The following is a 25,923-nucleotide window of genomic DNA, read 5'->3' on the forward strand; positions in this document are numbered from 1 at the left end:
ATAATTTCAATTCGAAAAAGTGATGAAGAGGATACGAATCGTTTCAAAGTCAATCAACAGAAAAGGAAATCACCGGCTGAAAGTTTCCTGATTGGACCATTCGATTTACTCCCTCGGAGCTGCGCTAAGAAACTAGCGACGTGTACGGGCGTTATCCGTATCAATGAGCTACTGCTTATGAATGCAGTAGGAATTTGGGTGGAACCACGGATATTCAAACGTTTATTCGTCCCTTTTAGGGATGAATAAACGTTTTTTTATTACTTATAAATAGAAAAGGAGAGATCATATGTCAAATCAAGAAATCACGATTCAATTTCCAAATGGCGAACAAAAACGCTTTGCAAAAGGGATTACATTAACCGAAATTGCGCAATCTATCAGTCCAAGTTTAGCTAAAAAATCAATTGTAGGTAGCGTCAATACGACAATGACCGATTTGACAACTCCTATTCTAGTGGACGCTGAAATTGCTCTATACGATTATGAAACACCACAAGCATTACATGTTATGCGGCACTCAACAGCGCACTTATTAGCACAAGCTGTCAAAAGAATTTATCCAGACGTCAAATTAGGTATTGGTCCTGTCATTGAAAATGGGTTTTACTATGACATCGATCTGCCACACACACTCGTACCCGAAGATTTACGAGTAATCGAACGAGAAATGAAAAAGATTGTTCGCGAGAATGAACAAATCCATCGAAAAGAACTGACACGTGAGGAAGCGAAACAGCTGTTTGCTGGCGATTACTTAAAGCTTGAACTCATTGAAGCGATTCCTGAGCATGAAGTTGTTACAGTTTATGAACAAGGTGAATTTATTGACTTATGCAGAGGTCCTCACGTTACGACAACGAGTAAATTAAAGCATTTTGCATTAACGACGATTTCAGGTGCTTATTGGCGTGGCAATAGCGAAAATCAAATGTTACAACGTATTTACGGTGTCGCTTTTGCTACGAAAGAGGCAATGGACGACTATTTTGTTTTTCTTGAAGAAGCAGAAAAACGGAATCACCGAAAGCTAGGTAAAGAACTGGAGTTGTTTATGTTTTCCGATGAATCACCCGGCATGCCTTTTTATTTAGCAAATGGACAAATTATTCGTAATGAACTGGAAAATTTTTTACGCCACTTGCAAATGCACTATGACTATAAAGAAGTACGTACGCCTATTATGATGAATCAGCGTTTATGGGAACAATCCGGTCACTGGCAGCACTATAAAGAAAATATGTATTTTACACAAGTAGACGAACAAAAATTTGCTTTGAAACCGATGAATTGCCCCGGACATATGTTAATTTACAAAAATGATTTACATTCTTATCGAGACTTGCCAATTCGAATGGCTGAATTTGGGCAAGTTCATCGCCACGAATTTAGCGGTGCCTTAAATGGATTGCTTCGCGTTCGTACATTTTGTCAGGATGATGCGCATATTTTTGCGACACCTACACAAATTGAAGATGAAATTGCGCTTGCATTAAAAATCATTGACCATGTTTATCGCGTATTTGGTTTTGACTATACAATTGAGTTATCAACAAGACCTGTAGATTATATGGGTGACCTTGCATTATGGAATTTAGCAGAAGAAGCGCTCGAAAATGTGTTGAAAAAATTAGATTTCGCTTATGCAATCAATGAAGGTGACGGTGCTTTCTACGGTCCTAAAATTGATATTCATATTAAAGATGCACTTCATCGTAGCCATCAATGTGCCACTGTCCAGCTCGACTTTCAACTGCCTGAAAAATTCGATCTCAGCTATATAAATGAAGACAATAACAAAGAACGTCCTGTCGTTATTCATCGTGCTGTATTCGGTTCTATCGACCGCTTCCTCGGTATTTTAATCGAGCATTTTGGCGGCTCTTTCCCGCTCTGGTTATCGCCTAAGCACGTCACAATTATCGGCGTATCAGATGTACATCTGCCTTACGTAGAACGTGTCGCTGCCGCATTGAAGAAACAAAATATCCGTGTGGACATAGATCGTCGCAATGAAAAATTAGGTCGAAAAATCAGAGATGCACAAATACAAAAAACACCATATATTCTCGTACTCGGTGATGACGAACAACAGAATGAAACCGTGACAATCCGCACGCGTAAGCAAAAAGAATTCCAAACGACTTCTGTACAAGAATTTATACAGAAACTGCAGTTTGAAATCGAACATCACACATGATCTATTTAATCTATTACAAAAGGCAGTCAAGGTGTTGAACCCTTGACTGCCTTTTTTTTCAAAAACACTTCTTTGAAATTCGCTATTTCTACTATAGATATTTCAGCAAATTCCGCTTCACTAATCCATTCTAAACTCACATAATCAATCCTTATGGAAATAAGCTTCTACAATTATTAATATGTAAATTCTCGACAATGGGAATGTCACTTTACTGAATCATGTAGTCCTGTTGCTCACCATAAAATCAATTCATTATAATTCATTTAAATACCCCTTAATCCGTCTCTCAATACACGGAGGGATACATCACGCTCTACGACTGTATGCGATTCCCAAAAATGATCATTGATATACCTTGGTACGAGATGGACGTGAAAATGCGTACCTTCGTCCATCACACCGTTGTTTTGAATGACGCTCATACCATCAACTGCAAGTGACTCTTCACAAATCGTTATAATATTTTTTTCTAATTCCCATAGTTCGATTACTTGCGGTGCCGATAATTCACGCAAATCCATGATATGCGCTTTAGATAAAATAAGCATATGTCCTTTTTGAATGGGATCAATATCGAATACGACTTGAAAATGGTCCGTCTCCGTAAGTATTTGTGTAGCTAAAATATGATGACAAAAAATACATTCCATATAATTCCCACCCTTTTTATACGATTCATTTCTTAATCATAATCAACAATTCAAAAAGCCTCAAGTACATACTTGAGACTTTATCAACTTACTTTTCTTTTTTAAATTGAAAAACAAAAATAGCGAGGAGCGTTATGACGATCGTATAGCCAAGTACCCACCACATGTGGGGGAAAATCATCGTCATTTCTCCTGCCATCGCCGCTTTCGCCATCTCAACAGCATGAACGAACGGTAGCATATAGGCAATTTCTTTAAATGTGCCGCCTACTAAATTTAAATCAAACCAAATACCAGATAGCCAAGCAGATACATTCGTTAAAATGGCACCACAAATCGCTACTGCTGCTTTTTCACTGAAAAGTGTACCGCTGACAATTCCGAAAGCAATGTAAAAAAGAGCAATTGGCATAATGGCAACGAGGAGCGTTAACATATGGATAGATAAAGATAAGCCCATCGGTACGGCGACGAGGAGCGTCACAACACCTTGTATGAGTGCCATTACGAGAAGCGGTGCAATATAGCCGAATATAAAATTAGAAGCGGTCATCGGCGTCGTATAAAGACGCGCAAGAAACAGCGTAGCGCGGTCTTTCGATACGATTTGAGCCGCAAAAAATGCCATGAATGACAATCCAAATACGACAATTCCAGGTGCTAATGAGGCGATATTAAATAAGTCGACTGGGATGCTTTGGTTAATCGCTGACAACAATCCGAGTAAAATAAGTGGGAAAATAAGACCGAAAAAGAGTGAAATAGGATCTCTTACAATTTCTTTCGCCACACGATTAGCAAAAATAATCGTACGCATTATAGTTCCTCCTCTGTCACGAATTTAATGAAAGCTTCTTCAAACTGTGTTTCATTAGCCCGTTTATTTAATTCATCTACCGTACCTGTCGCCTTAATTTTGCCGTCTTTCATTATACAAATACGGTCACAAAGCGCTTCCGCTTCTTCTAAATAATGAGTCGTTAAAATAATCGTCATATGCGACTTTAATTTTTCAATCAGCTGCCACAATTCTCTTCGACTAAGGACGTCTAGTCCGAGTGTCGGTTCATCCAAAAATAATATTTTTGGTTCAGAAAGTAAAGCCATCGCAATACTTAACTTCCGCTGCCAACCACCCGATAGCGTTTTACTTTTTTGCTTCACATACGGCTGAAATGAAAAAATGTGGATCATTTCATTTACTTTTTCATCAGCTTGATGTTTCGATAATCCGTGAAGGCGTGCCATAAATGCTAAATTCTCTCGTACCGTCAAATTCGGTGCAATCGCCGTTTCTTGAGGAGAAAGTGCCAAATCCGGTTTAATTTTATTCAATTCCTTTAGACCATCTCGTCCGAGCATCGTGATCGCACCGCTAGAAGGATTTTTTAAGCCACATAAAATATGGATGAGCGTTGTTTTTCCAGCACCGTTAACACCTAACAAACCAAATAGTTCTCCTTGTTGAATCGAAAGAGAAACATCATTTAAAACGAATTGATCTCCGTACTTTTTACTAATGTTCTCAATGACAATAGAATCCATCGCTATTCCTCCTTTTTCGCGTCTAAATGCACGACGTTTAAAAATGTATTCAATAAACGTTCCGGTAAAATAGCGATCCCTCGTTCTTCATCACCTAAAAAGATAAGCGTATCTCCCGATTCAACGTGAAAAACATCTCGTGCTTTTTTAGGAATAACGATTTGTCCACGCTCCCCCACTTTAGCTGAACCGAAGAAATGTTTTCCTTTCGGCGGCACACCTAAATTCGGATACGGCTCTACGTATTCAACGAGTGCATCTAATGAAACGTTGTATAACTTCGCGAGCTTTTGACTGTAGCCCAAGTCCGGCATCGACTCTCCGCTTTCCCACTTCGCAATGAGTTGTCTCGATACGTCTAATTGAAAAGCCAGTTCCTCTTGTGTCAATTGATGATGTATGCGTAAATTTTTTAAATTCGTACTTATCATATTTTTCATACCTCCTACAAATAGTATGCTATTGCATTCCAAGAATCTCAACCATCCAAACGTAACGTATATGTTATATTTTATGGCATGGCGAATCAAAGTGAAAAAGACGCTTCTTTTAAGTAGAATGTGACGGACGCTTTCCTGGGGCATGGCATGGAACGTTTCAATTAATTCTTCTTCAAACGGTCCTTTTCCGATCCGATATTGTTTACCTATTGGTTGTTGTAAACGATGTAACTCCCTGTTTTCATACGACTTCACCCATTGATAAAGCTGACTGTCATTTTTGCTTCCACGTACGTTCATCAATTCATCTTCATCACTTTCATTTTTGTTTCGTACGAATATTTTTTCCCATCAAAAAACACTTCCAAAGATTTGATCCCTTTGAAAGTGTCTTTTCCTTTTTATGTTGTCTCAGATTTTTAGGTCAGTTCCCCCATGAGCGTGTCTTTTTTAATTACTCATCCATAAAAGAAAAGTAAGTCCCATCACAGGTATTCCTACAATCAAAGATAAAACACAAATAGCAATATGTAGACGATCTTTCGTTTTCAATAAAGAACGCAGTACAGCATAAATACTGTAGCCAACCATTCCCCCGAAAACATTTAATAATACATCGTCTACATCACTAGCTCCTCGTTTTAATACGTATTGAATGCTCTCGATTGCCATACTCATAGCGAAAAGAATGCCTGTTACTTTCAAAAATGTACTTCGTTTTAAAAAATGCGCGGCATAGACACCAAGGGGGATGAATAAAACAATATTCCCCCATACGTTTAGTGTGAATCCTTGTTGTTTAATCATTTCCAAAGGGATCAAATTGATACTTCTTCGTTCATCCCTCTCAAAAAACACCGTAGCCATCACTAAATAAACATAAAAAATAAAGATGAGCCTATACATGAGCGTTAAAATTTTTTTCATTTCCATTCTCCTTCAGTTCCTTCTTTTATTTTACGAGAAACTTCTTAAAAGAATGTATGGAATTTCTTAATTTATTCTTAAGTAAGACTTGCTGTTTTCATTTCACCTATTTTAGTTTTTCAACAAATCGTAACGCTTGTTTCGTTGAATCGATAAGAAGTGAATCCTTTTTCTGAACACGCAATGCCAACGCTTTTGAGAAACAGTCCGTCGCTTCTTCCAGTTGACCACACTCCATATGTAATTTTCCTCGATGTTGCCAAATAAAATCTGCATAGGCTTGTAATGCATTCGTCTCACATAGATTAAACGCTGTTTCAAACGATGTTGTAGCTTTTTTATACTCACCTGAATACTTCAACGCTTCGCCTATTCGAACGTACGTAACGAGTTGTTTTTGAAAATCTCCTTCTTTTTTCGCTATACTAAGACATTGTTCTAAATAAAGGAGCGCGTTTTGTGGCTCTTCGCAAATACGATAGAAATTACCGATTATGCCATACAACGTATACTTCTCTTTCTCATGTAACGTAGCCAATAGCCTTGCCTCTTCAATCCAACATTTCAACAAAGCTCGGTCACGTGTCTTCTCACGCAAAAAATCCTGCTCATCAAAATAAATAACTTGTTGATTATGTATCTTTTCCTTAAATGTACTTAAATCCATAGAAGCCCCCTATTCATCCACCTCTTCGACCGTAATCACTTCATTTTCTGGATTACTATTGACTAAGTAATAAATATCCGTGCCATTTTTCCAAAGTGCGATGACACAAATCGTATAAATCATCCATTTGTATCCCGTTCTTTTTCGTGCAAAAAACAAAATAATCGGAATTAAAATAACGCCAAAAGGTGATACATAATAGCTTAAAATACTTGCTAAAAATAATAATACAAGCGTAATCGACAATGGATTTTTCACTTTTCGCAGCTGCGCTGTCTCTTCATTGAAGAAACTATCTAAAGACGTATTATAAAGTTCGCTCAGCAGACGCAAGTTGTCTAGGTCTGGATAGCTTTTTCCATTTTCCCATTTAGAAATGGCTTGACGCGAAATATGTAATCGCTCCGCTACATCATTTTGCGAATACCCGTGTTGCAAGCGTAACGCTTTCAAGCGATGCATCAAATGATTATCTAATTTTGTATTCATATACTCCCTCAAATCATTTACGTATTCATTTGACTTCTATTGTACATTATTTTTTAAAAAATCACACAATTTCTATAAAACCTTGTCTTTTCAATAAGAAACGAGTGGTTTCCCCCTTATATGCAACCACTCATTGCTCTTTTTTGAAGGTTTTGTCCCTTATGATAAAGCTATGAGTTATACGAACACTCATGCACTATAAATTTAGGAGGACTTTTCATGTACAAACTTATCATCAAATGTTTTCTGTGCAGTAGCATCTTTTTTCTACTCGCTGGTTGTACGAACACGACAACACAAAAATCAAAAGACTCACATTTAACGATTGCGACAATCGGTTCGCCACCCGAAATCACCGATCAACAAATTACTTTTGAAAGCATATCCCTTCAAAATCTTCAAAATGATACGAAGCAGTTATCCGAAAAATACGATGCCCTTTTTATTATGCCAAAATACTTAAGTGATGCAGCGAATGATGTCTATATCGCATCGTACGAGAAGCTCCGTATCCCGACATTTTTCATTGAATCTAAAAAACAAGAACTCCCTTTCATCAATAACGATGTTTCGTATGAAAATGCACCACGAATAGACGAGGTCGAATATTTTGCAACAGGTTATCTCAATCAGCCAAATGAGGAAACAGACATTTCATATATGACGTGGCGCTACTTACAAACTTCAAAGTCTTCATCAAAAGCACTGGAGAATGTATACAAAAAAATCTTTCAAACGATTGAAGATTTAAAAACGAGTAGCCGTTGATTATTTATCGTATAAACGTTTTTATTCGTTTTATATATACTAGCGAGGACTAATTTAAATATCTTTATAAGTTAAAAACAGCCTATTGGGCTGTTTTTTGTCATCATTTTATTTTTAAATACGCTCTACAAACTAGACAACCGTTGCACTTTCCAAAATTCCCCTTTATCATGAATACATAAAATAAACTACCGAGGTGATGGCATTATGCCAGTATACAATAAACTAATTCGTGATCAAATTTTAGAAATTATCGCTGCTGATGGGCTTTCTTATAACGCACGTACGCTAAAGCCTGAAGAACATTTAATCGAAATTAAAAAGAAATTGTATGAAGAAGTAAAAGAATTCGATGAAACGGTTACTCGCCAAGATGCTATAGAAGAAATGGCTGATATTCTTGAATTACTACATGCTGCATTAGCTGTATTTGAAACCGATTTCAAGCAATTAGAAGACGTGCGTGTACAGAAAAAAACAAAACGTGGAGGATTTGAAAAAGGTTTATATTTAATCGATGTAGAGGACAAATAAATGAATTTAATTACACATAATTTACTTGATACACTGCAACAATTAAACAAAGAGGCACAAGAAATACGTTGGATTACCGCCTTTGCGATGAAGTCAGGTGTGACAATCATGCTCGATTCTTTAAAAGAGGCACATGATCGAGGAGCAAATATTCAACTGCTCGTAGGAGATTATTTATGCATTACACAACCGGATGCACTACAACTTTTACACGATACATTACCAAGAGCAGAAATTCGTTTATACCAAGCACACGGACGGTCGTTTCACCCAAAAGCCTACGTGTATCGTCACGCGCAAGAACAACACGTAATCGTCGGTTCATCTAATTTATCAAATTCTGCGCTAACAACCGGTATCGAATGGAGTTTACATACCGTAAATCTCGAAACTTATGAAGAAGCTTCTGAACAATTTTTAACATTATTTTATGATCCAAATACCGTTCCTATTCATACGTTGTCGATTGAAAATTACCGTCACGTATATGATGAAACAAAACGGGCAATGCCTTTAACGAAAAAATGGAGTGCTGTTGAAGCAACTCAATTAATGTACGATTATACCGAGCATTCAGAAATGATTACTGAATCGAATATAGCAGACGAACCTTTAACACCTCGTCCTGCACAACAATTGGCACTTCAATCCCTTCAAGAAACATTCGAACAAGGCTACGACAAAGCGATGGCTATTTTAGCAACAGGTCTTGGAAAAACTTATTTGGCGGCATTTTTCGCAAGAAATTTTAAACGTGTGTTATTTGTCGCGCATCGTGAAGAAATTTTAGAGCAAGCGAAGCAAGCATTTCAACACGTACATCCTGAAAAGACAGTTGGTTTTTATAACAAATTGAAAAAAGACACAAACAGCGACATGCTTTTCGCTTCTATTTATACACTTTCACAATCACATCATTTAGAAAAGTTTAATCGAGATGCATTTGATTTAATTGTCATCGATGAGTTTCATCATGCTGCTGCACCGACTTATCACCGCTTACTCGAATATTTCGAGCCTTCTTTTCTTTTAGGTATTACCGCAACACCAGATCGTTTAGATAACAAAGATGTTTATGAACTATGCGATGGCAATATCGCCATTGATATCCATTTCATCGAAGCAATTTCGAAAAATTGGTTAGCACCTTTCCACTACTATGCGATAAAAGATACAATTGATTATTCGCAAATTCGGTTAGTCGGCATGCAATATGACGAAGAAGAACTTACATATCAACAACTTCAACAACCTATACTCGAACATATATTTACGAAATGGATTGAGTTGAAACAAACACGAACAATTGCTTTTTGCTCATCTATTGCCCAAGCCAATTACATGGCAGATTATTTCCGTAAACGAGGCATTCGTGCAACATCCCTTACAGGTCAACATTCAAAAGAAGAACGTAAACAAAGTCGAATCGCACTAGAATTAGGAAAAATAGACATTATTTTCACGGTCGATTTATTTAATGAAGGCGTCGACATTCCGAAAGTAGATACGTTACTATTCGTTCGTCCTACGGAATCGATTTCTATTTTCACTCAACAAATTGGAAGAGGTCTACGACTAGCGCCTCATAAAGAGAAATGTGTCATCATCGACTTTATCGGTAATTATCGTAACGCAGATCGCAAACTAACGGCACTGAATCCGCATGCCAACAAAGCAACTTATCAAGCGATGCAAACCGTTCCAAATACAGATATCGTATTAAATTTAGATTTAGAAGTGATTGACTTACTAAAAGAAATGATTCGCAAAAATCAAACGTACAAACAAAAAATACTTTCTATTTTTAAAGAAATTAAATTAGAATTAGGGCGTCGTCCTACGTACTTAGAATTTTATTTCCAAAGTGGTTATAAAGAGTTGAATGTCGCAAAAGAATTCAAAACGTACGTACAATTATTAAAAGAAGCAAACGAACTGAGTGTACTGGAGCTCGATGTTTTTGAACGTATAAAACCCTTACTTATTGAAATCGAAAAAACAGCGATGTCGAAAAGTTATAAAATGGTCTTGCTCGACGCAATGTTGCAAAGGGGACCAGCCGATTGGTATAAGTCAATTACTGCAAGTGAAGCATCCATATATTTCAGCGCCTACTTAAAACAACCGACAAAACAAACAATTGATCCAATTGATTTCACGCCGCAAAAGGTTATTCGCCTACTAGAAAAAATGCCAATGACAAAATGGGCAGCGAGTAGTAAAGGCATGGCATCATTTGACGGTCAAATTTTTCAATTTAACGTATCCATTCAGCCTAATGAACAAGAACTTATTTATGAATGGGTGAAAGAAATTTGTTCTTTCCGTTTGAATCGCTATTTTTCAAAAAAAGCTGAAAAACTGAATTAATCTAAAAAAAGGAATGCCCTGTATGTACGGAGCATTCCTTTTTATGTGTTATTTAATCATTATTCCATCGCTGGAACTTTTACAATTTTCGTTGTTTGTGGAGTTAATTCTTCTGCTTCCATAAACTGACCTTGTACGATACATTCCCCTTTTTTCAACGTGCGAAGTAGTTCAATATCTTTTTTCATGTTCAGTTTATCTGCTACAAGATTTAATTCACTTTCTGAAGGTTTAAAGAAAACAGATGTTGCTGCATTTTCTAGCACGACTAACTCTTCTTTTCGGAAGTTACTAAATGTTTGTGTCGCAAACCAAACAGACATCCCAAATTTACGTCCTTCACGTAAAATTTTATCTGATGGTGATCCCGCTTTGAAATTTAAATTTTGGGCTTCATCTAAAATAATTGGTAATGGGCGTGCTGCTGTATTAGACTGCGCAAAATACCATAAGTCCCAAAGAATAAATTCCGTCATCGCTTTTTTAATGGAATCTTGTTCAAATCCTTCAAATTGAATGACTGAAATTTGTCCTTTTTCATTGAAGTAGTCATCCCACGTAAATTCTTCATTGTAACTAAATGGATCGATGTCTACAAAAAGAGCTAACTTATTAGCAATCGTTTCTGCTACTGCACTACTAATTTCTTCTGATTCTACGAGCATTTCCATCATCAAAGTTAAGGTCGCCTTATCGCCATACGCTTCAATACATTTTTTCGCAGCGCGATACAATGCATTCGATTGTTGCGGCCCAAAATTATAAACGCTCGTAAATACTTCTTTAATTCGTGAAGCAGTTTCTGTTGCAGGTTCCTTATTCACTTGTCCCGCAATCGTCTTATCTCGACGTATAAACGGGTTAATTGGGAAACCATCAAAATAAACGACGCGTTCATGGAATTTATCCCCGACTGTATTTAAAAACACATCATCTAGTTGTGTTTTCGTATAACTACTGGAGTAGTCGACGATTAGTGCCGGTTGATCTTGCATTGCTAACTGGCGTAAGACCGATTGAATGAAATACGTTTTCCCTTGTCCAGATCGTCCTCCTATCACGAGGTGGCGATTGGCAAGTTGCTGTACTCCAAATTCCCAATAAACATGTTCATCGTTAGTTGTTATGCCGAGTAACGGCCGACTTCCTTCTATTTTCACTGGGGTTTCTGCAGCAAATACTGCTTGTTCCTCTCGTAAAATAGAAGTTTCTCTTTCAAGAAAAGCGTCTTCTTCTACCATTTCTTGTACATTTTCAGCCACAATAGACTCTTCAAAGACTTCTTGTTCATTCGTTTCAATAATTTTTTCTATTTCTACGTTTGTGCTTTCTTCAAATGAAACTTCAGACTCTGGTTCTGAAATAAACTCATCAATCTCAACGATTTCTAACGATTTCTGTTTTGTTTTTTCTATTTGTTCGACAGATGAAAAGTCTCGATTTTTTAACTGTTCCATTGTCACACCAAGTGATTGGTAAGCAATTTGTTCAGGTACTTCATATACCATCACACCACTTTTACGCTCTTCTGTCTCTTCAACAAGTAGTTTTTTAAAGGACATAACGGCACCTTCGCCTAGTTCAGCGCGTAATGAATCGCTTAACGTAAACTCATCATTGAGCAACTGTTCTTTTAAATGTTCCGATAAGTTATAATCTTTTTCTGGCCAAATCATATTTAACACCATTTTGTGTGCATTCATAATGTACATACGCATAAAGAAGTTACGTAAAAATTTAGCGTCAAATGAATCATTGTTTAAATATTCATTTAAGCGTAAATTTAACTCTTTTACTTGTGAAATCCCCTTATCGATAACGTTGCTCGCATTTTGACCAATTTTCACTTCAACCGGTAATAAATATACGTTAGGAATCGTTTCTGTTTCTTCGACGCCAATTAATAATAAGTCATCACTACAGTTTCCTCGTCGCCCTATCGTTTTTCCAGAAAATAAGCCGTCTGCTTTTTTAAGCCCTACGTTTCCTGTCACACGCACGATTTCTTCCATCGAAATAGGAACCCATTTTATATGACTTTGCTCAAATCGTAATAATATGTGCTTAATAGCTGCTACGATACTCATCTTCTCACGTTGATCATGTCCACGATTTTGTACAGCTCGTAACAACCATTCCCCGTTAAATGTATTAAATGCTTGAATAATATTTGTCATCATTTCAGGTTGCACTTTTACACCGTGAGAAGCTAAAAATTCTTCAATCACACGGAAATATTGTGGCGATTTGTCTGTCACCGTAATCGCATCATAATGATTACTAGATGAAAGTTGATCTGAGTAGTGGACGATAACGAGATCCGATGATGATTTCTCGAAATATTCTAGATCGACAGAAGGGTCAATAAAGGTCAACCACGTACAAGAAGAATACAATTCACTTAGACGGTTTTCATCATCGGTTGTAATGTGTAATGAAATCACATTATTTTTATTGTATGGATCATTTCCTGAATTCGTTCTGTTCGCACTTAATTCATTAATATTTTTAGCAAATTCAAGAAGTTGTGTACGCTTATAATCGGATTGTCCAAGCCCAAAGCCTAAACGGTATCCACCATTGTCGGTTTGATGCGATGAAGATGAAACATACAAACCACCGAGGCTCGTTGAGTTCGGTGCATCTGTCACTATTTGTTTGGCGATGCTTTCATTACTATTCATTTTATAAAAGTTAATATGACTGTACGTAAGTTCTTCGTCCATTGAACATTTTGAAAAGCGCAACCGTTTTTGAATTTCAATTAACGTATCGAAGTCATCTAATTGTTTCGTATTTAAATCGACACCGAAAATTTCTTTCACTTGTTTTGGTAATTCTAATGAATTAAACAATTCAAAACTGCTAATACGATCTAAGTCATCGGTATAATAATGAATGTCTACCGTTAATAATTTCGTAAATGTCCCTTTCTTTTGAATATCTGCTTTAAACCAACGAAGAATCCCTTTTAATACTTCGCTATCATTTTTAATATTAATAACGTTCATAATTAATGTCGGTTGTGCACTAATTTCAAATAAATACTCATAATAATTGACAAATTGAGACATTTTTTCGTTAATTACTTTTGCTAAAAAATTATTCGTTTCACCGATGGATACTTGTTCTTGCGGGCGATACTCATGCCACTCTACAAGTGAATCATTAGAATCTGGTTTATAAATTTCATTTCGATCATTTACTAAGTATGGAATGATATATGCTGGATTCAATTGTTTCAAAACATTACTATCAATCTCTTCTGCATTCATTTCATTTGCTAAAGCAAGTTGGTACGCTACGTTTAACGGTGAGAACGGCGTCATATATAAAGAAAAATCTTTCTCAAGCGTTCCTAAATAAAGTAAGTCGCGCTGTTCTGCTGTCATAAGTGCATTGTTTGAAATACTTTCAATTTCTTCATTAAATGTTTGGATATACGTTTCGGCTGCTCTACGTATGTCTTCCGTATAGTAAATGAAAGACGGAATTGATTCCGTTACACGTAATGCGTGTAAAAACTGCATATACGCTTGTTGCATTTTACTAGAAAGTGTTAGCTCTTTTTCGTATAGTTGACCATTACGTACGACAGCTGCGTATAGAGATTGCTCTAACCAAGTCGCTTCCCATTTGAAAAATACACGATGACGTTCCATTGTCGAATACGGATGTTGATGTAACATAACTTTCGCACCATCTTCTAAATACGCGAAAGACTGCTCATTTTTCATTTTGTATTCCCAAATTTTCGTATCTGTTATAGGCGTCGCACGTAAAATATCGTCATCGATTTGAATAGGTAATACCGAGCCATTTCGACTTATATTAAATTCAAATTCTCGCGTTTCCTCGTCTAATAAAGCTGGTGTGAATGAAATTGTATACCCTGTTCCATCCGCTTCCAACGTTTCATCAATTGTACTCACTTCGTATGGAATACTACCGTCGCCTAATGTTAATGTATTTTCATTATTTAATTTAACGATGAAATTTCCTTTTGCATTTAATTTATACGCTGTTTTAAGTGCAGCATAATACGCTTGCTCATCTCGAATTACTAATAATTTAAATGTAAAGTTACTTGATGACATATTTTCATGACGGTATGAAAAAGATGCGAATGATATGTCTTGATGTTGAAGAGGTAATGTCGCAATTAACGTTTTACCATTCTTCACAACTTTCGATTTATGTTTTCCGTTAATATTTTCTTGTGCCACGCTTACTGAAAACGGTAATTTCACAATAATTTCGGCTGCTTCTTCTACGATTGGTTGGAAAATAACTAAATCGAATGCTCGCTTTCCTTGCTTCGTATTCCAAAAAGAATTTATTTTTGAACGTCCTACAGACGTAATCAATTCCACTTGAACTTTCTCTTCCATAAATGAAATATCTTTTTTCGTTGCTACTTTCTCTTTTTCTTCCAAAACTTTTGAAAAATCGATTTCTTTTTCATCTTTATAAATGTCTTTCCCAAAGTCATCATACTCTTCAATAAAGCGTTCTTCTGCATTGCCTAGTTCTCGAATTCGTGCATGTTCTTCAAAGGTTTCTGCATTTTCATCTAAGCGTTGTTTTAATGCTTTCTGAGCTCTTTTATGTTTAGCCGAACCTTCTACTTCTAAATCAGCTGCTTCAATAAATGTATGTAACTCTTTATCTGGATAATAGCCTAATGTTTTGATTGATTCATAATCCATTTCCTCACTATAAATCCAACCTAATACGTCTTCAAAATCTAAAAATGACGCATTCTCAACATTTTTCAATTCTTCTCTTCCAGCCAAATAATGATTCAAGAACGCTTTATTTTCTGCTGGAATTGTACTTTCTTCAACGAGCTTTTGAATGTTTCCAACGATTTGAGAAGCATTTAAAGGTAAGCCCTCTGCTGTTAAGTTACGGCTACCTCCTCGAATAGAATCTAGCATTTTATCAGAAATCATAATGATTGATGTATTTTTCCAAATTCCTTTTTGCTCACTCATCTCATTACGTAAATTGACGATGAAATCAAGATGTGTGCCGTTCAGCGTCGTCGCAAATACATATTTGTAATCGCCAAAACGTAATGCGACCGTTTCATAAGCTTCTTCCCCTTCTGCTTCGTATACAAAAGGCTCTGCTTCTTCTAGTTCACTAACCGCTTCCATAATGGACTGAATATAAGTTTCGTTCGGCAAAGATAAATAATAACGATTCACTTCTCCATTTTTAGCTTCTTCTTTAAAAAATGTTACGAATTGATTTGAAATAATATTATAAAATTGCTTTAACATATTGCGCATCCCCACTGTCACTTTTTTTATCTAAATAATTCAATTGATCGAGTAAATGAACTACTTCTTCCTTCGATTGATCGTCTAAAAATACACCACGTTTTTCAAGTGCCAACCATAAATAATTGAGTTCAAGTCGACTATTTTTAGGTCCTACACAAACTGCAATCATCGTTAATAATTGCTTCGGACTGATTGCTAATAATGAACCTAGTGAGCCCCCATTTTTACGATAAAAACGACGTAAAAACATATCAAATGCTTTCGTATATCGTGAATACACTTCGTCTTTTACTTGTAAACGAACTAATTCAACTAAATCACGGAATGCCTCGTCCAGCGATTGGTTCGTGTAAGAAATCGGTTCTACATCATCTAAACGAACCGCCATCACTTGATTAATCCATTCGTAAATAGAGCGGACAAATTGTTGCGTCGCTTCTTCTCCTTGCATCTTGAAAAACTGCTCGTAATCATGATAAAACCAATTATTTTCCTCTGTAAAAGTGTTCGCGCCGAGAATATTCAATGCATGTTCATGCGCATAAAAATAACGAAATTCTTCTTTTAATAGCTTGTAGCCGTAACGATAACCATCACGCCACTTTTGGGCACGTTCTGTATTTAAAAACATCGTAATCGAAAATGGCTTTTCTGCATCAAATTGCGTAAAACGATTCGTCTGAACGATCATTTGTGTTAAAGCAAAATAACAATATTGAACGAAAAAATCTTCTAAATTTGTAATTAAAAATGTAGGATTTGTTGCTAAAACACGCAAATCCTCTACAAATTGTTGTTGCATGAATGAAAATAGTTGCTTATATTGCACAGCTTCTTTAAAAGTAGCTTGCTCAACCATCGTTAAATTCATAATAGAGCTTAATAAATCTTGGCTTTCTAGCGTCGCAAAAATAGATTGAATTTCTTCAAGGTTTTGACGAATGAATAAATCATAAAAAAAGTGAAAGTACATAATCTCCCCTTTTTCTTCTTTACTCGTCTCTGTGAATGGAATGTATTTTAACTGCTCAAATTTATACACATTTCCATTTTCAATTTCTTTTAATTCGTTTTTTAAATAATTAACAAATGCTGCCTTAGATTGATCTGTATCAAATTTTCCGCTTTGTATAATTTCTTCTACAGCTTGCTCATTACGCTCGTAATATTTACTTTCATTTCCGATGACACGTAAAACCGCAGCTACTACAGGTGAGAACCCACCTTCAAAATTGGCACGTTCTGGATTACGTGTAGGGAAAGGCGTTACGTACGTATTTTTACGACGATTTAAAGCATAGCCTTTTTCACCGATAATTTTTTCTATTTCTGCAAAATTCAGTTCAAACGTTTTATTCATTGCTATACCTTCTTCACTTCATATTTCGATTTTGAGAACTTCGGTTTTGAAATAACCATTTTTTCACGATTGCTCGTATTCACAATCATCAAACGATTATCTGTCGCTTGAGATTTTTTCGTAATCGCATTATAAAATTCTTCAAATTGAATAGCATGGCTTACTTCTAAATTGTTTAAGCGATGTCCTTGTCGTACAGAAGATAAAATTTCATATAGGCGATAGTCTAAATCGATAAAATACTCCTCAAAACCAATCTTCATCGTCGGAACGAATCTCGTCAGTACATCTCCATCCATTTGACCGTAGAAATCTTCATTAACTGAAGGTTCTAACGAAACAGGTATAGCGGTGCGGAATTCTCGATTTAAGTCATTATTTAAATAAATGAAATGATCTTCTGGCGAACCTCTCCATTTGAAAACAATTTGTTCAAGCTGCTCAAATAATTCGCCCATCGTTTCTTCATCACCAACTAAGTAGCTATATAAATAGTTCACATACTGGTCAAAAAGAGATGATACTTGACTGTCCATAAGCTTTTGTAGACGAATACCAAAGCGTGCTAATTCAACAAGTTTATTTTCTAAGATGGCTTTCTTAATCGGTTTTTCAAATGGTTCAATAACGCTTCCAAATTTTTCTTGGAAATAGCTATACACGTCCATGCTCAATAAAACATTCGTAATGAATTCATCTTTCGCTGCCGATTTTTCTTTTAATGGATCATTGTTGCTCATCGTCGCAAGTGTCGTCGAACGCTTCGGATGCGCAAACATTAAATTAGGCAACGTATTCGTTAAATCAATTGCCGTACGCTGTTCATCTTGTTCTTGCTCCACTGGAACGAGTAAACTAAAAATGAATTCATTGTACGTACGCGTCGAAATAAACAGTTTATCTTTAAAAATACCGTAAACTAAATACTGTACAATTTGTCGCTGAACGCGTTCATTTTGTAAAAGTTCATAATTTAAATGCGCTGCTGTCACGATGCCATTTTCCATATCTTCTTTCCACGTTTGATAAAACATATTTTCTGCTGTCGGCGCAACAATTTTCGTTAATATTTTCTGGAATAAGTTTGACTCTACACGTTCTTTCGTTAATTCATAATTTTTCTCTTGTGAAAAATCAAGCACATGACAACATGGCATCGTATCACTTGAACTACTCGTTGAGGCTTGATCAAAAATATTAATTTCTTCGATAAAATGACAGAAAGTCGCAAATTGCTGCTTCTCTTTTTCATACGTATAGAAATTGTGTAATACCCCTAAATTAATCGCAATAAGTAGATGTTTATCTGCTTTTTGTCCATCATTAAATCCTTGTAGTAACTGCTCAAGTGTTTCAAGATTCGATTTCGTACGGCTTTTTGAAACCGTTGCATCGTTATGAATGATAAAATCTTCAACAAGTTCTGGATAATTTTCATTTATATATGCTAATAAATGACTTTTCCCATCTCCAGCTGAACCACAAAGTAAAATTAATTGTGGCTCTTGTTGTTCTTTTACGCGTTCTAGTGTTTCAATTAATTTCTCTTCAATCGGACGTTTCACGTGCATATAATTTTGAAGATGCCCAAAATGATTAGCATGAACGACCGCATCCGGCGCCGAAGTTAATAATACTTTTGCTTGTTGCAAAAACTTGCTGAACCGTTTTCGTTTTTCAACAACAGGCACTTCCAACGCAATAGGGCCCACTTGTTGTTCGCTAATCGCTTCCTCTTCATGAACAATTGAAGGTTCTTCATCTACACTTTCTTCTGTAGCGACTACTTGATCATCTTGAATAGATAATGCGTCTGCATACAAACTTTTAAATAAATAAACAAAATTATTAAATGTCGCTTGAACGAGTTGCTTCGGTAAATTTTTATTCGTCACTTGCATTTCTAACGTATTAATTACTTGATGAACGATTGCCTTCTCTTTCGCCTCAAGTCCAAATGATTCTAATTCATCCCAAACTTCTTTTAATGCCTTCGATTGGAAGCTTGCAAATGTTAGCGGTTTTCGTTGTTGCTTCGCTGCTAAATAATGCATTTTTGTATAAGCTAATGGACGAAGCAATTTACTTATCGAATTAAACAATGCCGACGTATTATACGACATTTTACTTTTAACATTTTCTAAATCTAAATCCGCTTCTAGTTCATGATGAATTAAAAATTCACACCAAAATTTATTTAATTGTCTTTCTGGTATTTTTTGAATTTCAACAACTTGAAAAGCAGGCGTCTTTATAAACTCATACTCGTAATCTTTCGTTGAATCTTGTTTCAACATAGATTCCATCAGTTGCTCAGATTCTTTAATAACGACAAGCATAAAAGAGGACTGTAGCGTTTCATAGTAATGGTCATAGGCTTCTACTAATCGATGAGACGCTTCTTTTATTTCTGTAGATAGAACGAATTTTTTTGATACAATTCGCCATTTATCTATAACTTCTAACGCATTAAAATCTTTTTTCGACCAATGTGCAACATCTGCTAATCCGCTATAGGTCTCCCAATACATTTGTGCTAATTGATTTAATACATCTTCTACTAGCGGTAGTGCACCTTCTACGTCATGCTTCGTTTTTTCTGTTATAAAATCATAATTATATGTAAATGTTGCTAATTGATTCTGTTGTACGAATCGATTCCAAATTTCCATGATGAAACTCCTTTTAATCAACCATTTTATTTTCTATAGCTATATTACGCTTACAAATTTTATTTTCTGCTGTTTATCAATAATTCAATTTACTCACACAAATAATACATAAACTGCTTGTTTACGTATATTTTTACATAAAAACAGCTTTTTGCAGTTCTATTATACCATCATTTTTTAAAAAAATTCCTTTGAATCCCCTATTAATAGTAATTTTTCCCGTTTAATGAAAAAATTTTTTCATTCCAAAAACTGATTCCCTACAAACAATAGCATTTCCAAACATTTTAAAATAAAAAAAGAGACACGCTCCTTCACGTATCTCTCATCACTTTTATAATATCATAAAATTATAAAATACCTTTATATCAATAAAAAACGAGCTAATACGTCGCAATAAATTGTTCATATTCTTGCAAATAGTCTTGCCATAATTTCATAAAATATGTTTTATTTCGTTCATTTACTTCGTATGTAACGACCATTCTACGCAAACTTTCAGCTATTTCTGATGGTACTCTGAAATCCCAAATCAGATCATAAATCTTGCCACTATAATTAATTGGATCAAGTAAACCTTCTCTATCCTTGCTGTCATTATACGCATCGGGGTGTTCAAACAACCAACGTAGCGCGGCGTATAAATAAATGTTTTTGCATCGTAAAATGAAGGCTGGTTGCGTTAAACAGTCACTTTGTACAATGTGTTGCTCTTTTAATTGTGGCAGCAACGCTTCAACTTGTCTTTCTTCTCCTTTGAAAAGAGACGCTAGTAAAAATAATACGTCCGCTGCATGTTCATCATTTGAAACTGCCTGTTCGGCTCGTTTAATGAGTGTTCGGGGCGAAATATAACGACTTTCATATCCCCAATACAATTCCGTCCAACTGAGTTGGGTGATCCCTTCTAGAAACTCAATTGGGATGTCCATTCTTAATACATTGATAGGTTTTGTTTGTATGAATTCTTCATCATTTGTCCACATTTACATTCCTCTTTTTCTATCGATTTGATATGAGTTTCTTCTATTTAAATGGCATTTATCTGGCATGTTAAAAATCGATTGCTTTTCCTCTTTTAGTTTACACGAACCTTAAACTTTTCTTAAACTTTTCTTAAACTTTTCTTTCTTTTTTATAAACAATGCGTATAAAAGCAACCTCACCTCTTTTTCTGCGTTAAAATGAGTATAGCTTAGTTCTTACATGCTCTCGTAAAAATAAATGTTTAAGAACTCTTTCATATCGAAAAATGTTTCATTTATTAGATAAACGTTTTCAAAATGTTGATGAAGGGAAATAATAGTCGATATTTTTCTTGTAACTACTATATTAAACAAATTATATACATCGCCTCATTTGAAAACAACCGTAGAGATATTTTTTAAACATCGGATTTTTTACTATTTTTAAATTAGGTCCAAAAAATCATTTAATTCATTTTTTACCTAATATAATTACAATTAAATCCATTTTTAATTGCTTTTTTATCGTTTTTACAAGTTTTTTTAGAAAAATATGTGAAAATTAGTATAGTTTTTATTATTACAATACTTTTACTTTATGTGTGGATTTTTACTATTATTACTTTTATGTTACGATAGTGAAAGTTTCAAGCAATATTTGGAAATATAAAGGAGAATCGAACGTGGACAGCAAAAAATTTCCCTCTTGGATTGTATTTGCAAGTAATACGTTATTGTACACAGTCATTTTAATCGTACTGCTGTATTTATATCATTACAAAGACATTCAAGGAGGCTCGTTTATTTACAATGAATTCTAACGTGGACAACAAACTAACACTCAGCGACATTACAAAATGGACAAAACAGTTTCCTGAGCGCCTAGTGTACCAAACGAAAGAGCGAAATTACACGTATGGTGAATTAGGCGAACAATCAAATAAGATCGCTAGTTATTTACAACAAACTATTTCTACACCGAAACCAATCGTCGTTTTTGGTGACTTACAATTTGAAATGGTTGCCGCATTTGTCGGTATATCGAAAGCCGGACTTCCGTATATTCCGATTTCTTCTGATACGCCACAAGATCGCCTGCAACTTATTTTACAAACAGCCGAACCTGCGCTCATCATTCGTGTAGATGAACAAAAAGAAATAAATAGTACGATTCCACAAATGACGTATACACAATTACTTCAGTTTGATGGTACAGTTGAGACCGAATTTACAGGTGTACAACGAGATGATACGTACTACATTATTTTTACTTCTGGCACGACAGGTGTACCGAAAGGTGTGCAAATTAGTCATGCGAACTTAAGTAGTTTCGTCAACTGGATGTTGACAGACTTTGATTTAAAAGAAGGCGCAAACTATTTAGCACAAGCTGCCTATTCGTTCGATTTATCTGTAATGGGTCTATACCCTGCACTCGCTTCTGGAAGTATTCTTTCACCGCTAAAAAAAGAAGAAACAGCCAACTTCAAGCAATTGTTCGCAAGACTTCCTGAGCTATCGATTGAAAATTGGATTTCAACACCTTCTTTCATCGATATTTGTTTAATGGAAACGACATTTGATGCCGAACATTATCCGACGATTAGCCATTTCCTATTTTGTGGTGAAGAGTTAACACATGCGACGGCAACGCTGCTACACGAGCGCTTCCCACAAGCTAAAATTTTTAATACGTACGGCCCTACAGAAGCAACCGTTGCGATTTCAGGGGTTGAGATTACACAAGACGTACTCGATACGTATAAGCGTTTACCAATTGGTTACGTCAAATCAGACTCTCGTATCATCATCGATGAAGAAACGAGAGAAATCAATATCGTAGGTCCTACTATTTCAAAAGGGTATTTAAACAACCCTACAAAAACAAAAGAAGCTTTCTTTGAATTTGAAGGACAACCTGCTTATCATACAGGTGATGCGGGTTCTCTTGACGAAAAGGGGTTACTGTTTTACGAAGGTCGTATTGACTTCCAAGTGAAGTTACACGGTTACCGTATTGAATTAGAAGAGGTCGAACATCATTTAGCACAATGTGCGTACGTTAAACATGCGATTGTCATTCCGAAATGGCAAGATCATAAAGTACAGCAGCTCATTGCCGTTGTGATCCCAGAAAACTCACCTTTTGAAAAGCCTTTCCAATTAACGAAAGCGATTCGTGAAGAAGTAGCCCAAACATTAATGGATTATATGATTCCGAAACGTTTCATATACAAAGAAACGTTCCCTATGACACAAAATGGCAAAGTGGACCGTAAAGCATTACATGCTGAGGTGAATCAATGATTGATCAAATTCCCTCACTCATTCCATATGCAAACCCGATTTACTTTGCTTATGTGCTCATCGCACTCATTCCATTAATCGCTTATATGCTTTGGAAAGAAAAACGATTACCTTGGTATCAAAGTATCGTTACGCTTGTCTTTCTTTATATAAGCTTTGGTGGTAGCAGTTGGAAACAAGGTGTCGCACTCATTCTTTATGTCGTATGGCAAACCGTATTAGTCGCACTTTATCAAAAGTATCGCCAAAAGCATAATCAAAGTGGCGTCTTTTATGCGAGTATCATTTTAGCTATATTACCGCTATTTTTAACGAAATTATTCCCGGTATTCGATTTCCACATTTCATTCATCGGGTTTTTAGGTATTTCCTATTTAACATTTAAAAGTGTACAAGTAATTATTGAATTCCGTGATGGTGTATTAAAAACATATAAAATATGGGATTACATTCGTTTCTTACTATTCTTCCCAACGATTTCATCCGGTCCAATCGATCGCTTCCGCCGCTTCCAAAAAGAGTTGCATAACGCACCTTTACGTAGCGACTACGCTGATTTATTAAAATTAGGTGTACATCGTATTTTTATCGGTTTTTTATATAAATTCATTATTGGCTACTATTTAGGTACACTCGCTCTTCCTCACTTAGAGAAAGCAGCACTAGATGGCGGTCTGCTATCATGGCAAATGCTTTTATACATGTATGGATACAGCTTATTCCTATTCTTTGACTTCGCCGGATATAGCCTTTTTGCAGTCGGTGTTAGTAATTTAATGGGGTATAAAACACCAATGAACTTTAATAAGCCATTCGCTTCTTGGAACATTAAAGAGTTCTGGAATCGTTGGCATATCTCGCTCTCTACATGGTTCAGAGACTATGTATACATGCGTTTAATGTTCTTACTCGTGAAGAAAAAATTATTCAAGAGCCGCGTCGTTGCTTCTAACATCGGCTACTTTGGACTATTTTTACTTATGGGCTTCTGGCACGGGTTCACGTGGTTCTACATCTTATACGGTGTATTCCATGCAACAGCTATTTGTGTGAATGACTGGTGGCTTCGCCTCAAGAAAAAACACAAAAACTGGCCGTCTAATAAGTGGACACATGCACTAGCAGTCGTCGTAACATTCCACGTCGTTTGTGCAAGCTTCCTTATTTTCTCAGGTATTTTAGACAAATTATTTTTTAATTAAAGGAGATTGAATTTACAATGGAAGAAACATTATTATCAATTATTGAAGAAGTAACAGGTGCGGACGTTCGTGACGACCTTGATTTAGATTTATATGAAGAAGGTATTTTAGATTCATTCGGTACTGTACAAATTTTAGTAGAAATCGATTCTCAACTTGGCATCCAAGTACCCGTTTCAGACTTTGAACGTGAAGAATGGCGTACCCCAAATAAAATCATCGCAACTGTTAAGAGCCTAGCTTAACATGAAGAAAAAGCTGTTCTTTGCCTTTGGACCTGTATTAATCGCCTTTATAATCGTTGCTTGTATTTTTCTTACGCCAACTAAAACGACGATAAAAAATGACCATCTTATTGAAGTGGCAAGTAGTTCACTATCTAGCTCGGTCGTTCAAGGGACTACTTTTACAAACTCAGCACTTGCGTCTAATCAGTATTTACCAATGTTTGGTTCATCTGAATTAAAACGATTCAGTGCGTTTCATCCATCGGTACTCGCTTACAAATATAATCGCCCGTACACACCTTTTTTAATCGGTGATGCCGGCACGCAATCGTTAACACATTTCTCGATTATGAATAGTAATGAGAAACAGTTAGCACATAAAAAAATGGTCTTCATTATTTCTCCTCAATGGTTCGTACCTAAAGGGATTAAAGACGATTACTTTGAAGCCCATTTTTCAAAATTACAATTGTACAACTGGTTAACGACAACGCAGCACGTAACAACGTACGATCAATACTATGCGAATCGTTTGTTACAGTTTAAAAATATTGAAAACTCAGCGAAGTTAACAACGTTGCTTGAACAAGTGGCAGATGGGCAAGCATTATCTAAAAAACAAAAGAATAGCTTGAAACTTGAGCGTCAATTGTTAGATAAAGAAGATATGCTTTTCGGTTCTGTGTCGACGTTATTTGATAGTAATCTCGATAAAATTCATTCGTATGAACACGATTTACCTGCTAAAGCAGACAGTAATGAATGGGTTAAAATTGCCGATAAGATCGGTGCAAAAAATACATCTAACAACGAATTAGGCATCATCAATTCATTTTATAACAAAAACTTACGTGGACATCTGAAAAACTTAAAAGGAAAACAAGCAGATTGGGACTATACGAAAGGTCCAGAATTTGCAGATTTCCAACTCGTCTTACAACAAATGGCGAAACAAGACTCAGATGTGTTATTCATCATTCCACCAATCAATGAGAAGTGGACGAATTATACGGGGTTATCACAAGAAATGATTCAAAACTTTGCGAAAAAAATCACGTTGCAATTGAATAGCCAAGGCTTTGAAAATGTCGCAGATTATACGACAAATGCAGCGGAACCTTATTTCATGCAAGATACGATTCATTTAGGTTGGAAAGGTTGGATTAACGTCGACCATTCTTTACAACATTTCTTAAAAAATGATACGAAGCCGACTTATCATTTAGACGACTATTATTTAACAGAAGAATGGCAACAATCGTAATAACGCTAAACACAAAAAGAACGTATTCGTTTCGTTGAGACG

20 protein-coding genes are annotated in these 25,923 nt (G+C 35.8%); 9 read left to right on the top strand and 11 right to left on the bottom strand.

Annotation, left to right across the window (positions count from 1 at the left end; all coding sequences use genetic code 11):
* The first annotated feature begins 289 nt into the window (after window positions 1-289).
* Entirely contained in the window at window positions 290-2,200 is a 1,911-nt protein-coding gene (gene thrS / locus KSHG_RS10200) for a threonine--tRNA ligase (protein WP_010305603.1), read from the top strand.
* Window positions 2,201-2,466: 266 nt separating this feature from the next.
* On the opposite strand, the gene KSHG_RS10210 is transcribed toward thrS, so the two are convergent.
* From KSHG_RS10210 to KSHG_RS16815, 7 genes are all read right to left on the bottom strand, one after another.
* On the bottom strand, window positions 2,467-2,853 hold the full coding sequence (locus KSHG_RS10210) for an HIT family protein (protein WP_010305606.1): 387 nt from the start codon (window positions 2,851-2,853) through the stop codon (window positions 2,467-2,469).
* Window positions 2,854-2,941: 88 nt separating this feature from the next.
* Entirely contained in the window at window positions 2,942-3,670 is a 729-nt protein-coding gene (locus KSHG_RS10215) for an ABC transporter permease (RefSeq protein ID WP_010305609.1), read from the bottom strand.
* The gene (locus KSHG_RS10220) at window positions 3,670-4,398 is read right to left on the bottom strand and encodes an ABC transporter ATP-binding protein (protein ID WP_010305611.1); all 729 of its coding nucleotides are present in this window, start codon (window positions 4,396-4,398) and stop codon (window positions 3,670-3,672) included. Before KSHG_RS10220 ends, KSHG_RS10215 begins: the two co-directional genes overlap by 1 nt.
* A 2-nt stretch (window positions 4,399-4,400) precedes the next feature.
* A complete protein-coding gene (locus KSHG_RS10225; protein WP_010305614.1) occupies window positions 4,401-4,829 on the bottom strand; it encodes a helix-turn-helix domain-containing protein in 429 nt (142 codons plus the stop codon).
* A gap of 459 nt (window positions 4,830-5,288) precedes the next feature.
* Window positions 5,289-5,765 carry a VanZ family protein gene (locus KSHG_RS16805; protein ID WP_052309328.1) on the bottom strand — a complete coding sequence of 159 codons (477 nt, stop codon included), beginning with the start codon at window positions 5,763-5,765 and terminating at the stop codon, window positions 5,289-5,291.
* Between the two features lie 106 nt (window positions 5,766-5,871).
* Window positions 5,872-6,303, bottom strand: a complete 432-nt coding sequence (locus KSHG_RS17585) for a tetratricopeptide repeat protein (RefSeq protein WP_210432978.1) — start codon at window positions 6,301-6,303, stop codon at window positions 5,872-5,874.
* Window positions 6,304-6,441: 138 nt separating this feature from the next.
* A complete protein-coding gene (locus tag KSHG_RS16815) occupies window positions 6,442-6,921 on the bottom strand; it encodes a helix-turn-helix domain-containing protein (RefSeq protein ID WP_010305626.1) in 480 nt (159 codons plus the stop codon).
* A gap of 219 nt (window positions 6,922-7,140) precedes the next feature.
* Between KSHG_RS16815 and KSHG_RS10245 the strand changes: the two genes are divergently transcribed.
* The 3 genes from KSHG_RS10245 (at window position 7,141) to KSHG_RS10255 (ending at window position 10,593) form a co-directional block, all read left to right on the top strand.
* Entirely contained in the window at window positions 7,141-7,689 is a 549-nt protein-coding gene (locus tag KSHG_RS10245; protein WP_010305631.1) for a hypothetical protein, read from the top strand.
* A 207-nt stretch (window positions 7,690-7,896) separates the two neighbouring features.
* The gene (locus KSHG_RS10250) at window positions 7,897-8,223 is read left to right on the top strand and encodes a nucleoside triphosphate pyrophosphohydrolase (protein ID WP_010305634.1); all 327 of its coding nucleotides are present in this window, start codon (window positions 7,897-7,899) and stop codon (window positions 8,221-8,223) included.
* On the top strand, window positions 8,224-10,593 hold the full coding sequence (locus KSHG_RS10255) for a DEAD/DEAH box helicase family protein (RefSeq protein ID WP_010305638.1): 2,370 nt from the start codon (window positions 8,224-8,226) through the stop codon (window positions 10,591-10,593).
* A 59-nt stretch (window positions 10,594-10,652) separates the two neighbouring features.
* Here KSHG_RS10255 and dptH read toward each other — a convergent pair whose 3' ends face one another.
* The 4 genes from dptH to KSHG_RS10275 form a co-directional block, all read right to left on the bottom strand.
* Window positions 10,653-15,881, bottom strand: a complete 5,229-nt coding sequence (gene dptH / locus KSHG_RS18825) for a DNA phosphorothioation-dependent restriction protein DptH (RefSeq protein ID WP_010305642.1) — start codon at window positions 15,879-15,881, stop codon at window positions 10,653-10,655.
* Window positions 15,862-17,244 (bottom strand): DNA phosphorothioation-dependent restriction protein DptG, encoded by a 1,383-nt coding sequence (gene dptG / locus KSHG_RS10265; protein WP_010305645.1) that lies wholly within the window; start codon window positions 17,242-17,244, stop codon window positions 15,862-15,864. The genes dptH and dptG overlap by 20 nt, the downstream gene beginning before the upstream one ends.
* A gap of 2 nt (window positions 17,245-17,246) precedes the next feature.
* The gene (gene dptF, locus KSHG_RS10270) at window positions 17,247-19,916 is read right to left on the bottom strand and encodes a DNA phosphorothioation-dependent restriction protein DptF (protein WP_010305648.1); all 2,670 of its coding nucleotides are present in this window, start codon (window positions 19,914-19,916) and stop codon (window positions 17,247-17,249) included.
* A 383-nt stretch (window positions 19,917-20,299) separates the two neighbouring features.
* The gene (locus tag KSHG_RS10275) at window positions 20,300-20,902 is read right to left on the bottom strand and encodes a DUF2247 family protein (protein ID WP_010305651.1); all 603 of its coding nucleotides are present in this window, start codon (window positions 20,900-20,902) and stop codon (window positions 20,300-20,302) included.
* 662 nt (window positions 20,903-21,564) lie between these two features.
* Between KSHG_RS10275 and KSHG_RS10280 the strand changes: the two genes are divergently transcribed.
* From KSHG_RS10280 to dltD, 5 genes are read left to right on the top strand one after another with little or no spacing between them, the layout of a single operon-like run.
* Complete coding sequence (locus KSHG_RS10280; protein ID WP_010305654.1) at window positions 21,565-21,702, top strand: teichoic acid D-Ala incorporation-associated protein DltX; 138 nt, start codon at window positions 21,565-21,567, stop codon at window positions 21,700-21,702.
* Entirely contained in the window at window positions 21,692-23,188 is a 1,497-nt protein-coding gene (gene dltA, locus KSHG_RS10285) for a D-alanine--poly(phosphoribitol) ligase subunit DltA (protein WP_010305656.1), read from the top strand. The genes KSHG_RS10280 and dltA overlap by 11 nt, the downstream gene beginning before the upstream one ends.
* Window positions 23,185-24,390: a D-alanyl-lipoteichoic acid biosynthesis protein DltB gene (gene dltB / locus KSHG_RS10290; RefSeq protein ID WP_010305661.1), complete on the top strand. Its 1,206-nt coding sequence runs from the start codon at window positions 23,185-23,187 to the stop codon at window positions 24,388-24,390. Before dltA ends, dltB begins: the two co-directional genes overlap by 4 nt.
* 17 nt (window positions 24,391-24,407) lie before the next feature.
* Window positions 24,408-24,635, top strand: coding sequence for a D-alanine--poly(phosphoribitol) ligase subunit DltC (gene dltC / locus KSHG_RS10295; RefSeq protein WP_010305665.1), 228 nt, complete (start codon window positions 24,408-24,410; stop codon window positions 24,633-24,635).
* Window position 24,636: 1 nt separating this feature from the next.
* Entirely contained in the window at window positions 24,637-25,881 is a 1,245-nt protein-coding gene (gene dltD, locus KSHG_RS10300; RefSeq protein ID WP_010305669.1) for a D-alanyl-lipoteichoic acid biosynthesis protein DltD, read from the top strand.
* Window positions 25,882-25,923 lie beyond the last annotated feature (42 nt).

The sequence above is a fragment of the Kurthia senegalensis genome (genome assembly GCF_000285595.1).
Taxonomy (GTDB): domain Bacteria; phylum Bacillota; class Bacilli; order Bacillales_A; family Planococcaceae; genus Kurthia; species Kurthia senegalensis.

What these genes read in the sequence shown, in the direction of transcription:
- KSHG_RS10245 (WP_010305631.1), top strand. Translation starts at nt 7,141, where the DNA reads ATGTACAAACTTATCATCAAATGTTTTCTGTGCAGTAGCATCTTTTTT.
- KSHG_RS10250 (WP_010305634.1), top strand. Translation starts at nt 7,897, where the DNA reads ATGCCAGTATACAATAAACTAATTCGTGATCAAATTTTAGAAATTATC.
- KSHG_RS10255 (WP_010305638.1), top strand. Translation starts at nt 8,224, where the DNA reads ATGAATTTAATTACACATAATTTACTTGATACACTGCAACAATTAAAC.
- dltD (WP_010305669.1), top strand. Translation starts at nt 24,637, where the DNA reads ATGAAGAAAAAGCTGTTCTTTGCCTTTGGACCTGTATTAATCGCCTTT.
- dptF (WP_010305648.1), bottom strand. Translation starts at nt 19,916, where the DNA reads ATGGAAATTTGGAATCGATTCGTACAACAGAATCAATTAGCAACATTT.
- dltA (WP_010305656.1), top strand. Translation starts at nt 21,692, where the DNA reads ATGAATTCTAACGTGGACAACAAACTAACACTCAGCGACATTACAAAA.
- KSHG_RS10215 (WP_010305609.1), bottom strand. Translation starts at nt 3,670, where the DNA reads ATGCGTACGATTATTTTTGCTAATCGTGTGGCGAAAGAAATTGTAAGA.
- KSHG_RS10220 (WP_010305611.1), bottom strand. Translation starts at nt 4,398, where the DNA reads ATGGATTCTATTGTCATTGAGAACATTAGTAAAAAGTACGGAGATCAA.
- dptG (WP_010305645.1), bottom strand. Translation starts at nt 17,244, where the DNA reads ATGAATAAAACGTTTGAACTGAATTTTGCAGAAATAGAAAAAATTATC.
- dptH (WP_010305642.1), bottom strand. Translation starts at nt 15,881, where the DNA reads ATGTTAAAGCAATTTTATAATATTATTTCAAATCAATTCGTAACATTT.
- KSHG_RS10210 (WP_010305606.1), bottom strand. Translation starts at nt 2,853, where the DNA reads ATGGAATGTATTTTTTGTCATCATATTTTAGCTACACAAATACTTACG.
- KSHG_RS10225 (WP_010305614.1), bottom strand. Translation starts at nt 4,829, where the DNA reads ATGATAAGTACGAATTTAAAAAATTTACGCATACATCATCAATTGACA.
- dltC (WP_010305665.1), top strand. Translation starts at nt 24,408, where the DNA reads ATGGAAGAAACATTATTATCAATTATTGAAGAAGTAACAGGTGCGGAC.
- thrS (WP_010305603.1), top strand. Translation starts at nt 290, where the DNA reads ATGTCAAATCAAGAAATCACGATTCAATTTCCAAATGGCGAACAAAAA.
- KSHG_RS16815 (WP_010305626.1), bottom strand. Translation starts at nt 6,921, where the DNA reads ATGAATACAAAATTAGATAATCATTTGATGCATCGCTTGAAAGCGTTA.
- KSHG_RS10275 (WP_010305651.1), bottom strand. Translation starts at nt 20,902, where the DNA reads ATGTGGACAAATGATGAAGAATTCATACAAACAAAACCTATCAATGTA.
- KSHG_RS16805 (WP_052309328.1), bottom strand. Translation starts at nt 5,765, where the DNA reads ATGAAAAAAATTTTAACGCTCATGTATAGGCTCATCTTTATTTTTTAT.
- dltB (WP_010305661.1), top strand. Translation starts at nt 23,185, where the DNA reads ATGATTGATCAAATTCCCTCACTCATTCCATATGCAAACCCGATTTAC.